An 11,664-nucleotide genomic window follows, 5' to 3' on the forward strand; every position below is an offset into this window, starting at 1 on the left:
ACAAAAATTTATGGCAAGCTTTCAGGACATCTTCAAATACTACAGCCGCTACTGGAAAATATCGGTTTACAGCATAGGCGCATCCAGCGTTTTGGCACTAGCCGATTTGCTTGTTCCCTACGCGATCGGTCAAATATTAAACGTATTGTCGGGTCAACCTACAGATACAGTAACCCAAAAACTGATAACAGCGATCGCCTCTGTTACTCAGCAGTCACCCAACAAAATATTATCGCTATCCGTCTTGCTAGGCATAATTTTTCTGGTAACAGTAGCCAAAGCACCGATCCAACCTTGGGTAGCAAATTGGTTCCACTGGGCGATACCATTGAGGGCGAGGCGCGATCGAATGAGAAGCGCGATCGGGAAAATCCTCACCTTACCCCTAGAATTCTACGACGAAAACAACGCCGGACGGATTGCCAGCCGCATAGCCAAAGGTATCGGCAACCATACTTGGACATATCCAGAAATTGCCGGCGAACTCATCCCCGAAGTTGCCCGCTTAATCGGCATTTTTGCCGTTATCTGGTTAATTGAGTGGCGGATTGGCTTATTAATTTTGGTTTCATTCCTATTTATCCTCAGTTTCACCCTCAAAAGCCTGCAAGAGGTGACTGCGCGAGAAGAAATTCTGGATGAATACATCGAAGATACCGAAAGCCGCAACTCGGAAATTATCACCAACATCAAAACAGTCAAAGCTTTTGCGACAGAAAGCGATGAACTCAAAAGGCAAACAACCAGACTCGATCGCGAATTAAAAGTCGTGCTCCACCGCATTCACAAAGGATACGTCACCCTGGGGACATACCAGCAGACAATCGTCCAGTTGTGTTTGTTTTCAGTTCTCGGTTTTAGCCTAGCAGCAACCCTAGGAGGCCAAATATCCCTCGGATATTTTGTTACCGTCTACACGTTAGCAAGCATGGCATATTCCCAACTGCGTCCGATTAGCATGATCGCCGAATTATTGGCGCGCCGTTATTCTTCAATGATCCGGTTCCACGAGTTTATGCAAACGCCAGACGGTGTTGATGCGGTTAATTTAGCAGAAAATGCTCGATCGGCACAGCCACCTTATAAATTTACCGGCAAAGTTGAACTCAGCGGTTTAACATTCGGGTACGACAGTCAAAAACCCGTTTTGCAGGATGTGAATTTATTGATTCATCCCCGTCAAACTGTAGCATTAGTCGGGCGATCGGGTTCCGGGAAATCGACTTTAGTTAAACTCCTGTTTCGCTACTTTGAACCCAACTCCGGTCGCATTTTGATCGACGGAGAAGACATTCGCAGCTTAGACGTGACTCGCTACCGCCAGCGTTTAGCGATTGTCCACCAAGAAGTAGATGTTTTTAACGGTACTTTGCTGGAAAATTTGACTTACGGAAACAGAAACGCAACTTTCGAGCAAGTTGAGGATGCTTGTCGCATCGCCAAAGTAGATGATTTTGTGCGGATGTTGCCCCAAGGCTACTATACCGTGGTCGGGGAGCGAGGAATGCGCTTGTCCGGCGGTCAGCGGCAGCGGTTGGGGATTGCTAGGGCGCTTTTGGTGGAGCCGGATGTGTTAATTTTTGATGAGGCTACTTCTAGTTTGGACTATGAAAGCGAGCGATCGATCCAGGTAGCCATGCAGAATATTCTCGGTACGCGCACCACCATAATTATTGCCCACAGACTTAGTACAATTCGCGAAGCCGATGCGATCGTCGTACTCGACGGCGGTAGAATCGTCGAAGTTGGCAGTCACGACGAACTCTTGAATCAACGAGGCATTTACCGCCGCCTGCACTCCCTGCAAGAAACCGGGGAATTAGTGAATTAGGGATTTGGGTTAAGTCTAGAGTTCCGGTGCTCCGGGCGGACACCAAGCCTAGACTTAGCAATGCGCACTTTAAACAGTATTCTATTTTTTTGCCACTAACTGACTTATGTGTTCTCAACTTAATGATTAGAGTTTTAAATATAATGTTGCAAAAAAAGAAGAAGCTGCTAGGATGTTTAACTGTGGGTACAAATGGGTCGGTGCCCGAGCGGTTAATGGGGGCGGACTGTAAATCCGCTGGCTACGCCTACGCTGGTTCAAATCCAGCCCGGCCCACCACAATTTAAATAAAAATAAAAAGTTAAAAATAAAAAGTTGAAAACTTTTATTTAACATTATTAATTTTTTATGCCCGTGTAACTCAGTGGTAGAGTACCTCCTTGGTAAGGAGGAAGTCACGAGTTCAAATCTCGTCACGGGCTTTTGCTAAATTATGCCATACAAAAAGATATGGGCGGTTGAATAGCTTCTTCAACCGCCCATCCTATTTTTTAACAGTCGCTTGCAAATAAAGCAGCGGGTCTTCAGCAACCCAACCCAAACCCGAATTGTAGCGAACTTCAAAATGCAAATGAGATGGCGGAATGTCCCGTTTCCCCGTCATCCCGACAGTTCCCAAAACTTCTCCAGACTGCACTTTTTGACCGACTTTTACCGCAATATCTTTCAAATGAGCGTAGCGCGTTTGCTTCCCCGCTTGATGGTTTACCACCACTAAATTCCCGTAATCTCCCTGCGGCCCAGCAAAGGCGACAGTTCCCTCGCCTGTTGCTAAAACCTGCGTACCCTCCGACGCTAAAAAATCTACGCCGCTGTGGAAAAAAAATTCGCGCCGCACCGGATGCAATTGCCGCCCGTAACGCAAAGCTTCAACCGCTGCAGCGGGTAGGGGAAATCCTTGCACCGAGGGCGTTGGGTCGGGATTGGTATAAGGCCCGATCGACCTATTCACCGCAGGCACAAACACGGTTTGTCCCAAAGGCCTGCACCCATTCGCCTCAAATAACAAATCTGCGCGCACTTTGTAAGCTTCTGCCAGTTTTTGCCAATTCCAGCCCGCAGGTACTTCTACCTCGATGCCACTGTACGGAGGAATGACGATCGCACTTCCGGCAGACACTCGACCTCCCCGCAACATCGGATTTATCCCGATCAGCGCCGCAGGAATCACATTGTACTGCCGCGCGATGCTTTCTATCGTTTCGCCCTGGGCCGCAGTGTGGCGGCGCAACCGAGACATAGCCGGACTCGGGCAATCGCGGGCGGGGTCGGGGTTTTCTAGAGGTGTACCTGAAGGAAGATTTGCAGGTGGGATCTCGGTATTTGCCACCGTTTTCCCAACGGGTGCGATCGACCAAAGTAGTGCAGAAATCAGCAGAAATAAGCGTTTAAACCTCATAATCTAGAAAAAAAAGTATTCATTTCGGACAATTGACAATTTTTGAATCGAGTGAAACGGCATATTTGGAAGCTCTAGCCACCCCCCAGACTGTAAATCCCAGGCTAAGCCAAGTTAGGATGAGAATTATTAGTTTGAGTCGCTCTTGGGAAATCAGGCAAAAATTGCCTGTGATGCCCATCAGCGCCTGCCTGTTAACAGCTATGTTCTTGAGGAAGCGGTACGCCCCGCCCCGCTTCCTTCCCGTCGCCAAGACAAAAATGCTTGATTCGGAACGTGTCTGCGGGGATGAAGTATTTAGCGGGAGTTATTAAATGAGTTTATCTTTTAAGCAAACGACCCTTTATTTGACTTTACTGTCGATCGGGGGAGGCGTGGGATGGTTGGGGAATCGCTATTTGCAAGGCTCAAACAATCTGGAAACCGGATTGGTTTTGCCAGTAGTGCGCCAGCAAATCCCACCTTATGCGTCTCCTCCAATTCTGGAAAATCGGCCGGTCGATCGCAGCAATCCCAATTTTATTGCTGAAGCAGCCGAAAAAGTAGGCCCTGCTGTAGTGCGGATTGACGCATCGAGCAAGGTGGCGAATCAAGTCCCCGAAGCATTCAAAAATCCTTTGTTTCGTCGGTTTTTTGGGGAAAATTTGCCGCAGCCGGAAGAACGAGTCAAGAGAGGTACGGGTTCGGGGTTTATTCTCACTCCTGACGGCCGCATCGTTACTAATGCTCACGTTGTCTCCGGGACGGATACTGTCAAGGTGACGCTCAAAGACGGTCGCGAGTTTGAGGGTAAGGTGCAGGGAGTCGATCCGCTGACGGATGTCGCTGTGGTTAAGATTAATGCTAAGGAACTGCCGCAGGTGGCTTTGGGCCGATCGGACAATATTGTACCGGGACAGTGGGCGATCGCGATCGGCAATCCTTTAGGTCTGGACAATACCGTGACTGTGGGCATTATCAGCGCTACGGGTCGATCGAGTTCCCAAGTCGGCATCCCCGACAAGCGAGTCCGCTTCATCCAAACCGACGCCGCCATCAACCCCGGCAATTCTGGCGGCCCGCTGCTCAACGACCAAGGCGAAGTAATTGGCATCAATACCGCTATCCGCGCGGACGCTCAGGGCTTGGGATTTGCAATTCCGATCGAAACCGCCAAACGAGTTTCCGATCAGTTATTCGCCAAAGGTAAAGCCGAACATCCCTATCTCGGCATTCAAATGGTCAGCTTGACTGCAGCCACCAAGGCAGAACTCAACAAACAGCTCGATAATAATAAAATTACTCTCGATCGAGGCGTAGCCGTGACGCGAGTAGTGGAAAATTCCCCCGCTCAAAAAGCGGACTTGCGCGCCGGAGATGTCATTCAAAAAGTTGACGGAATTGCGGTGAACACTCCCGGGGACGTGCAAGAACGGGTGGAAAGCACTGTTGTAGGCAAAGAACTCGAAGTGGAAATTAACCGTTTGGGTGAAGTTCAGAAAATTACAGTACGTCCGGGTGCTTTTCCCCTATCGGGTAGCCTCGCCGGTGGGTAATACCATTTTCGATTTTCGATTAAAGAATTAAGAATGACTTACTGGATAAGGATTTGGAGCTTATCTACAGTTGCATTCTTTTTTGAAATTGATATTACTTGCAAGGGTGGAGGATGGAAGATGAATTTGATGCTTTATAGTCCTAGACGCAGCAACCGGGTTTTTTCACCAAAATCCTCGGTGTAGCGCTAGGGATATCCGGTTAAAAACCCGGTTTTTTAATTCCCTGTGCGTCCAAGATTATTGATTTTTTTGAACAACTTTCATCTTTCTGGCTTCCCCAACCCGTCGATCTTTTTACTTGTCTTTGGGAGAGTTTGGTTGAATCGAGCTGGTGCTTGCTAAATTTTCTTCTAGGTGCATCCTCTGCTCCATTTGTCTCAGAAAATAGCCTGTCATCATCGCTGAAGCTAGCAAACCTGCTAAGTTTTCGCGATCCGTGGTAATTTCGACGTTAAAATTTTCTGAAGGCAAGACGCCGACAAGTCCTTGAACGTTATGAGAGATAATTTCTCTGATTTCTGGGCTGGCGGACTTGGCGATGCGGGCTAGAACCTCCGGGGATTGGTGTTGGAGGTACTTGAGCAGTGGATTGACTGCGGTTTGTTGGGCATTGGAACTGTCAAAGTCAGGGTGAAAAACCATTTGGCGATTCTTAATTTCTGGCTTGTTACATTCTACTTTAAACTACTCGTCTTTGCTTGGGCCCAAATTTGCCTGAAAGTCAATTTGCAATTGTTTTGGCAGTTGGTCTACTTGAAAGTACCGATGAAATTTATCGGTAACTTGCAACCAATACGATCGCCCCTCAGTCGGCCGCCGTTTGCGGACGAAACCCATTTCTACAAGTTCCTGCACTTGTTGGTAAGCTCCGGAACCTCGCAAGTTAACTAAGTCTGGCTGAGCGATGCCACCTTTGAGGGCGATCGCCGCCAGCGTCCGCAAAGCTCCAACACCTAATTCTGGAGGTATTAAAATTTGCATTAAACTGGCAAACTCTTCTCTGAGTTGCAGGCTGTACCCCGTGGGGGTTTCGACGACTTCTAATGCACTCTCGCGGCGGGATGAGTCAGACATGAGTTCGATGATGGCGTCTTCGGCCTCGGCTCGATCGCACTTGGCAATCTCGGTAATCTCTGCTATTGAAACTGGCTGACCTTTTAGGTAAAGTATGGCTTCTATCGTTGTGGCTAAGCGAGTCATTTGGGAATTAGTAATTAGGAATTGGGACGTTAAAGTTCGGAAACGACCAGTGTACGGAATTTAACGGATGGATGTTGAGGGAATAAGTCAAGCGTGAAGAAAGAAGAAGGAACCAGCAAAAAACCAACTATCCGTCTATCCGTGACTTCGGGATTGTGAATCAAGGGAATTCGTAAAAAACATTCTCATTACACAATAGATTGATAATGTCGGTTGTTTATCAAAAAAAGAAAACTCTTTCTGTTTTCAGTTTTTGATTTGACTCCTGGGATTTTTGATTATAAAAATTGCTGTTTTAATCGCCACTTGGGCAATCTAAAATCTAAAATCTAAAATCTAAAATCGCAGGACTGCTATTAGCAATTAGCCATTAATCAATCTAACTGTCGGCCTGTCAGTTCTACAAAAATATCCTCTAAATTAGAAGGACGAACCATCATCCCCGTCTTATCATCTTTGGCATCCAGATATAAATTAGCTTCTTCCAGAGTAGGGAAAAACTTGTATTCCCAGCGATCGCCTATTTGTTTCATCACTAACCCTTGACCGTGTTGTTGCCGCAGTTGAGCCAACGTTCCCAGTTGAATTAACTTGCCGCCGTCCATAATGCCGATGCGATCGCACAAATATTCCACCTCATCCATATAATGCGTTGTTAACAGCATTGTCATTCCCTGCTTGTTCAAATCTAAAATAATTTCCCACAATCGGCGCCGCGTTTGCGGGTCTAACCCTACAGTCGGTTCGTCCAAAAATAAGATTTGTGGCTCATGCAAAAGTGCTCGGGCAATTTGCAACCTCCGCTTCATTCCTCCAGACAAAGTTTTTACTAAGTCGTCTCGCCTTTCTGCTAATTCTACATATCCCAACCACTGTTTAATTAACTGTTGGCGTTTCGGGTTTGGGATGTGGTGCATCCGCCCGTGAAACTCCATATTTTCCCATACTGAAAGCTCACTATCAACGCTGATTTGTTGGAGCACGACGCCTATGCACTGTTTCACTTGCAAGCTTTGCCGCATCACGTCATATCCAGCTACCTGGATTTGACCGCTGCTGGGCTTAGTCAGGGTAGTCAGCATCCGAATTGTGGTCGATTTCCCGGCACCGTTGGGGCCTAGAAGCCCGAACATTTCTCCGGCTTCAATCGTGAACGAAAGGTCATTGACAACGGGGATTTTGTTGTAAATCTTACAGGCGTTTTGCAGGGAAACAGAGACAGACATAGGTATTTCGGTATAATTTAGAGGAAACAAAGCTCTTTCTTCTCAGTCATATCATGTCCGGTAAATTAACCACAATACTTCTTGGGGAGGTTTCACCAACAATCTGTAATTGACATCCACAATTTTTATAAACCCGCCCCAACCGGGCGACAAAATTTTATAACGGGCAATTCAACAGACATGATATCATTCCTGGACGCAGAAGCGGGGTTAGCTCTACTAAAATCTCTGGTCATCTCCATCGGTACTGATACCAGAAAAACCCAGTTTATCGGCTATTTCTGCACGAGTTTTTGTAGTGTAACTAATCTGAGTGTGAGCTGCAGGTAGAAAAATGATTTTTTTACAGCTTGCAGCACCCACTTATTGCGGTTGAGTTAAATCAGGTTTCAATTCCATCATCCGGCTGTCGAATTTGCGCCCTGCTTCGCTAATCGTAATAGTCGGTTTAGTGCCGTCGAGATATATAGTTGCCATAACAACCCCTATTTGCCCCCGTCGAAACAGCGCCAGATCGCAATTCATGGGTATATTTTCTACTTTTCCTTGACTTCTCCACCCAGCCGATACCTCGCCAATCTTGTCTTGCAAAGTTAAAGCGGCGGGAGGATTGAACTGCAATTCCTTGTTATCGTTTAAACCTTGAGAGAATGCTTTTGCAAAAAGCCCTTCACCGCTTGCTCGATCGAACATAGCTTGTAGGGTTGGTTCTGACAGTTGCACTGTAAATCCTATCAGCAATTGGAGTTCAAACAGCTTGCTATTATCGATTTTTTGGTACGCAAAGATGCTGGCTGGCTTAAAGTGACGACCCTGGCTGAGTTTATTTCTTAAACTTGCCACATAGTCAGATGACATCTCTGTAAAACCTGGGGTGAGGTCTTGTAAAGTCAGGACTAGGCTGGACAAGTCCGCTGCGGGATCTGCAATATCTGCAGACACAATATGGCTGCGATCGATCGCTGGACTTGCGATCGAGACTTCGCCAAATCTACCGCCCAATGCAGCAGTAATTAGCAAACAGGCCAATAACACAAATTTTTTTTTCATTATTTTACCCTGTTGCTATTACCCATTACCAATCTCTACATCACTCTAGCCCAAGGCGCTGTCTTTTATTCCGCTGCTTCTAATTCCTCTAGTTCTTGCGTAGACTGCCATCCAGCTTGCCAGAGCGATCGGTCTTTGAGCTGTGCGGCGTTCAGCCAAAAACGGACATTTGGATCGCAAGCCGCCACCATTTCCGCAAATACCCATTTACCCTCATTTTTTCGGTTGACTACTTGGAAGTGTCGCCACCCCCAAGTTTTTTGGTGTGAAGTCCATCGGGAACCCACTAAATAAGGAAATTTTTGTTTCTTCGGCACAGTATTTTCGTTGACAAATATATTAGAAAGCAAGTTAATTGTAATAACTCCTTCTGTTTGATGATATTAATTCCCTATCAAAACTCGTCTAATTCAATCCTCTCTCCCTCCCCTCTCGAACATAACAGATAATATAGAGACGCTGCAGCTTTCATCAGAGTTCACCTAAACTCTATCTGCAAGTAGATGCGTTTATTGTAACTTGCAGTAATTTCGCCTCGGGTTTCAAAATTAAGGGCAGTTCAATGACTGCCCCTGTAATTAGTTATACCTATTGAATAGGGATGATTTTTCACTCGATCCACAAATAGGAAATTTATGCAGCACGAGCTAAATCGTGAATCTCAAATCTAAAAGCAAATAACCCAGGTTCATAGTTGTGCACAATAATCCGTTCTGTGAAACTTACTCAAATCTACCTTTCGAGCAGGTTTGACCTTCACTTCCTGCTTCTGCCAAAGCGGTCGGCCGCTTCTTGTCCGCAGGCGTCTTTTCGAGCCCAACTCTCCCTACAAACATTTTTTCAATCTTAATCGTGTTTCATTGATCCTGTACAGCTCAATAAAAAAGCACTTTTAGGAAAGATTGACTAATTTTTTTCATTCTGTCGTCACCACTTGATTACTTCCTTGTTAAGGCTTTTGGCCCGATAAATCCAGAGGAAGTTGGGGTAGCCGGAGCCGAACCGCATTTGTTTGCAGCCAGAGAGTGATGGCGTGCTTCCGCTGAGGAGTCACGTACTCTCCGGGTCTGATCACGCCAGCACAGACGCCGATGTTCTTAATAAGGGTCTCTCGCTCCGATGAACTTGCACCCTGTAGCAACCTGACTTGGGCTTTGATAAAATCCACGTTCATAGCTGAAAGTAAAAGTAACTAAAGAACTCAGTTAAATAGCGATGCTTTGTTTCCAAGTGTAACTCTAAAACCCTTTGGTACGAATCAAATTGATTCAACATCCCCAGGATGGGGATCGGGGCCTCTAGAGCTAGCCAACTTTATTTACTTTATCTGTTTTTGTTAGCAAAAGTGTCACTATGCTAGCAATTTTGGCAGAATTATTCATAGTTAAGAACTGTTACAAATTTGGCTCGTTCCCGACAATACGGCAGAGTTTAGTGCTAACGCTACTCTCGTGAATTCAAAAAGTTTAGCCTTGTCTCCAACTCCTTGCCTTCTTAGGTTTTACCATCCTCCATTGGGAAGCGATCGCTCGCCGAACATTCCTCTTCGATCGCCCCTCTTAACACTCAGACACAACCACCTCACCCTATTGATTTAGATCTACCCGTAGGTCTCGCTGTGGGCTATAACTTCAGGCATACGTGTTGTTGCCTGGGCTACCATAAGCGAGCAAGTTTTTATTCTTGTTTCTCAATGATATATTTTTTTGCTAGTCTTGCAAAGCCCTTATTTGTGTTAATTAAGGCACCTTTGTGATCTCCACGCCAATTAAGAGTCGCAGCTTGGGAATCCTGATTTTTTGGGCTGTGTGGCGGTGAATCTGTTTTCTGAATTCATTGCGGGCGATCGTTCGTCGGCTAGAATTGCCAGTAAAGGCTCAATTTGTATAATTCATAACAGATCCGTCAATGCTAATAATTTTAAAAAAGCACCAGTTTAAACAGTCTTCCATCCGTTGATATCTCCTAATAGCCTCAAAAGAGCGGTAAAAAAAATCCACTTTGCCTACCCGCATTCTCAAGTCTATTTCGCATTCGAGTTGGTGTATTATAGCCATTAAATATCGCCCAATTTGCTGGTTACTAAAGTTTAAATTAATTACTAATTAACCAGATAAGGTGAAGTGATAAAACACAACATTTAACTATTTTAATTACAAATTAAAATTAACTCATTTAAGACTTGTGCATCAACGTTTTTTGTTAAAAAAGTATCCCTACAGCCATCCTTCTGGTAAAAGAAATAGTTTTTTGATTGTGGAGGGGTGGGTTTATGAAGATCCTGGACGTGGATTAAAGATATTAATAAACCCGCCCCTAGGATATTTTTTTCCTAAAACCCACATTCCGCAGATATTTAAGTTCCGTTAATAGAGGATGGATTCGGAATAAATGAAGCCTCAAGTGATTGCGGTGCAATCATTTGAGGCTTTTTTAGGATATAATAAGTTTCTCCAGTAGACCAACTCTAAAAACCATGAAAAAGCCCTCAGAAGCAATAAACATCGTAAATTTAGACCATTTGGGAATAGTAGCAGGAATAATAGATGAAATGGAATTGGTAGAAGAAGTCAACACAGAAGTGGGAATAAGAATCAAAGAAACTGTCAGCCCTGGACAAGTCATGAAAGCGATGATTTTGAACGGATTGGGGTTTTTGAGCGCTCCCATATATCTATTCGATACATTTTTTGTGGGAAAAGCAACAGAACATCTAATAGGAAAAGGAGTAACCCATGAAAAATTAAACGATGACAGGATAGGCAGAGCATTAGACAAATATTATCAAGCTGGGACGACAAAATTATTCACAGCAATTGCCTTGAAAGCAGCGAAAAGATTTCAAGTAGAAATGAAGAGCGTTCACCTAGACAGCAGTTCAATATCAGTAGAAGGAGAATACAAAAGCCGTCAGAAAAAAAGCCAAATAATTGAAGCAGAATCCTCAGAGAGAGAAGATGAGATGAAAGCGATAAAAATCCTTCACGGATACTCAAGAGATAAAAGACCAGACTTGAAACAATTTATCATAGACACAATCGTAACTGGAGATGGAGACGTACCATTGTATCTAAAAATAGATGACGGAAACGCCGACGATAAAAGTGTATTTGTAGATAGACTGAAAGACTTTAAAACTCAGTGGACATTTGACGGTATCTGTGTAGCAGACAGTGCCTTATACACAGCAGAGAATTTGTCAGCGATGGCAGGAATGAAATGGATAACCAGAGTGCCATTAAGTATCAAAGAAGCCCAAAATAAAATCTGGGATATAGAAGATAATGCCTGGGAGCCAAATCAAATAAAGGGGTATAAAATAGCAGCGATATCAAGTGAGTATGCCAACATCAAACAAAGATGGCTAGTGATAGAGAGTGAAATCAGAAAACAAGCAGCCATTAAAAAAATAGCCGAGCA

11 protein-coding genes and 2 tRNA genes are annotated in these 11,664 nt (G+C 44.9%); 6 read left to right on the plus strand and 7 right to left on the minus strand.

Features of this window, described 5'->3' with window-relative positions; translation table 11 throughout:
* Positions 1-10: 10 nt before the first annotated feature.
* The 3 genes from E5S67_RS16265 (at position 11) to E5S67_RS16275 (ending at position 2,253) form a co-directional block, all read left to right on the plus strand.
* A complete protein-coding gene (locus E5S67_RS16265; RefSeq protein ID WP_172188984.1) occupies positions 11-1,831 on the plus strand; it encodes an ABC transporter ATP-binding protein in 1,821 nt (606 codons plus the stop codon).
* Between the two features lie 194 nt (positions 1,832-2,025).
* A tRNA-Tyr gene (locus E5S67_RS16270) sits at positions 2,026-2,110 on the plus strand.
* 71 nt (positions 2,111-2,181) lie between these two features.
* Positions 2,182-2,253: transfer RNA gene (locus E5S67_RS16275), tRNA-Thr, on the plus strand.
* Positions 2,254-2,315: 62 nt separating this feature from the next.
* Here the strand turns inward: E5S67_RS16275 and E5S67_RS16280 are convergent.
* Positions 2,316-3,230, minus strand: coding sequence for a peptidoglycan DD-metalloendopeptidase family protein (locus E5S67_RS16280; RefSeq protein WP_172188986.1), 915 nt, complete (start codon positions 3,228-3,230; stop codon positions 2,316-2,318).
* Between the two features lie 32 nt (positions 3,231-3,262).
* Here E5S67_RS16280 and E5S67_RS16285 point away from each other — a divergent pair, with 32 nt between their 5' ends.
* Together E5S67_RS16285 and E5S67_RS16290 are read left to right on the plus strand one after the other, a co-directional pair.
* Positions 3,263-3,544 (plus strand): hypothetical protein, encoded by a 282-nt coding sequence (locus tag E5S67_RS16285; RefSeq protein ID WP_172188988.1) that lies wholly within the window; start codon positions 3,263-3,265, stop codon positions 3,542-3,544.
* Entirely contained in the window at positions 3,545-4,765 is a 1,221-nt protein-coding gene (locus E5S67_RS16290) for an HhoA/HhoB/HtrA family serine endopeptidase (RefSeq protein WP_172188990.1), read from the plus strand.
* 297 nt (positions 4,766-5,062) lie between these two features.
* Here the strand turns inward: E5S67_RS16290 and E5S67_RS16295 are convergent, their stop codons facing one another.
* The 6 genes from E5S67_RS16295 to E5S67_RS32480 all read right to left on the minus strand — a co-directional run bounded on the left by E5S67_RS16295 (position 5,063) and on the right by E5S67_RS32480 (position 9,418).
* A complete protein-coding gene (locus E5S67_RS16295; protein ID WP_172188992.1) occupies positions 5,063-5,410 on the minus strand; it encodes a DUF760 domain-containing protein in 348 nt (115 codons plus the stop codon).
* Between the two features lie 42 nt (positions 5,411-5,452).
* Positions 5,453-5,968 carry an SMC-Scp complex subunit ScpB gene (gene scpB, locus E5S67_RS16300; RefSeq protein WP_172188994.1) on the minus strand — a complete coding sequence of 172 codons (516 nt, stop codon included), beginning with the start codon at positions 5,966-5,968 and terminating at the stop codon, positions 5,453-5,455.
* 374 nt (positions 5,969-6,342) lie between these two features.
* Positions 6,343-7,194: an ABC transporter ATP-binding protein gene (locus E5S67_RS16305; protein ID WP_172188996.1), complete on the minus strand. Its 852-nt coding sequence runs from the start codon at positions 7,192-7,194 to the stop codon at positions 6,343-6,345.
* Positions 7,195-7,557: 363 nt separating this feature from the next.
* The gene (locus tag E5S67_RS16310; RefSeq protein WP_172188998.1) at positions 7,558-8,244 is read right to left on the minus strand and encodes a hypothetical protein; all 687 of its coding nucleotides are present in this window, start codon (positions 8,242-8,244) and stop codon (positions 7,558-7,560) included.
* 65 nt (positions 8,245-8,309) lie between these two features.
* Positions 8,310-8,561, minus strand: a complete 252-nt coding sequence (locus E5S67_RS16315; RefSeq protein ID WP_172189000.1) for a TIGR02450 family Trp-rich protein — start codon at positions 8,559-8,561, stop codon at positions 8,310-8,312.
* A 632-nt stretch (positions 8,562-9,193) separates the two neighbouring features.
* On the minus strand, positions 9,194-9,418 hold the full coding sequence (locus E5S67_RS32480) for a hypothetical protein (protein ID WP_006635912.1): 225 nt from the start codon (positions 9,416-9,418) through the stop codon (positions 9,194-9,196).
* A gap of 1,302 nt (positions 9,419-10,720) precedes the next feature.
* On the opposite strand from E5S67_RS32480, the gene E5S67_RS16320 reads away from it, so the two are divergent.
* Positions 10,721-11,664: IS1634 family transposase (locus E5S67_RS16320; RefSeq protein ID WP_172189002.1), on the plus strand; the 944-nt coding region annotated here is incomplete at its 3' end.

This window comes from Microcoleus asticus IPMA8 (genome assembly GCF_013179805.1).
Classification (GTDB): Bacteria; Cyanobacteriota; Cyanobacteriia; order Cyanobacteriales; family Microcoleaceae; genus Microcoleus; species Microcoleus asticus.

Bases quoted from the DNA above. Each gene is read 5' to 3' on its own strand.
- E5S67_RS16265 (WP_172188984.1), top strand. From the start codon at position 11: ATGGCAAGCTTTCAGGACATCTTCAAATACTACAGCCGCTACTGGAAA.
- E5S67_RS16280 (WP_172188986.1), bottom strand. From the start codon at position 3,230: ATGAGGTTTAAACGCTTATTTCTGCTGATTTCTGCACTACTTTGGTCG.
- E5S67_RS16290 (WP_172188990.1), top strand. From the start codon at position 3,545: ATGAGTTTATCTTTTAAGCAAACGACCCTTTATTTGACTTTACTGTCG.
- E5S67_RS16295 (WP_172188992.1), bottom strand. From the start codon at position 5,410: ATGGTTTTTCACCCTGACTTTGACAGTTCCAATGCCCAACAAACCGCA.
- scpB (WP_172188994.1), bottom strand. From the start codon at position 5,968: ATGACTCGCTTAGCCACAACGATAGAAGCCATACTTTACCTAAAAGGT.
- E5S67_RS16305 (WP_172188996.1), bottom strand. From the start codon at position 7,194: ATGTCTGTCTCTGTTTCCCTGCAAAACGCCTGTAAGATTTACAACAAA.
- E5S67_RS16310 (WP_172188998.1), bottom strand. From the start codon at position 8,244: ATGAAAAAAAAATTTGTGTTATTGGCCTGTTTGCTAATTACTGCTGCA.
- E5S67_RS32480 (WP_006635912.1), bottom strand. From the start codon at position 9,418: ATGAACGTGGATTTTATCAAAGCCCAAGTCAGGTTGCTACAGGGTGCA.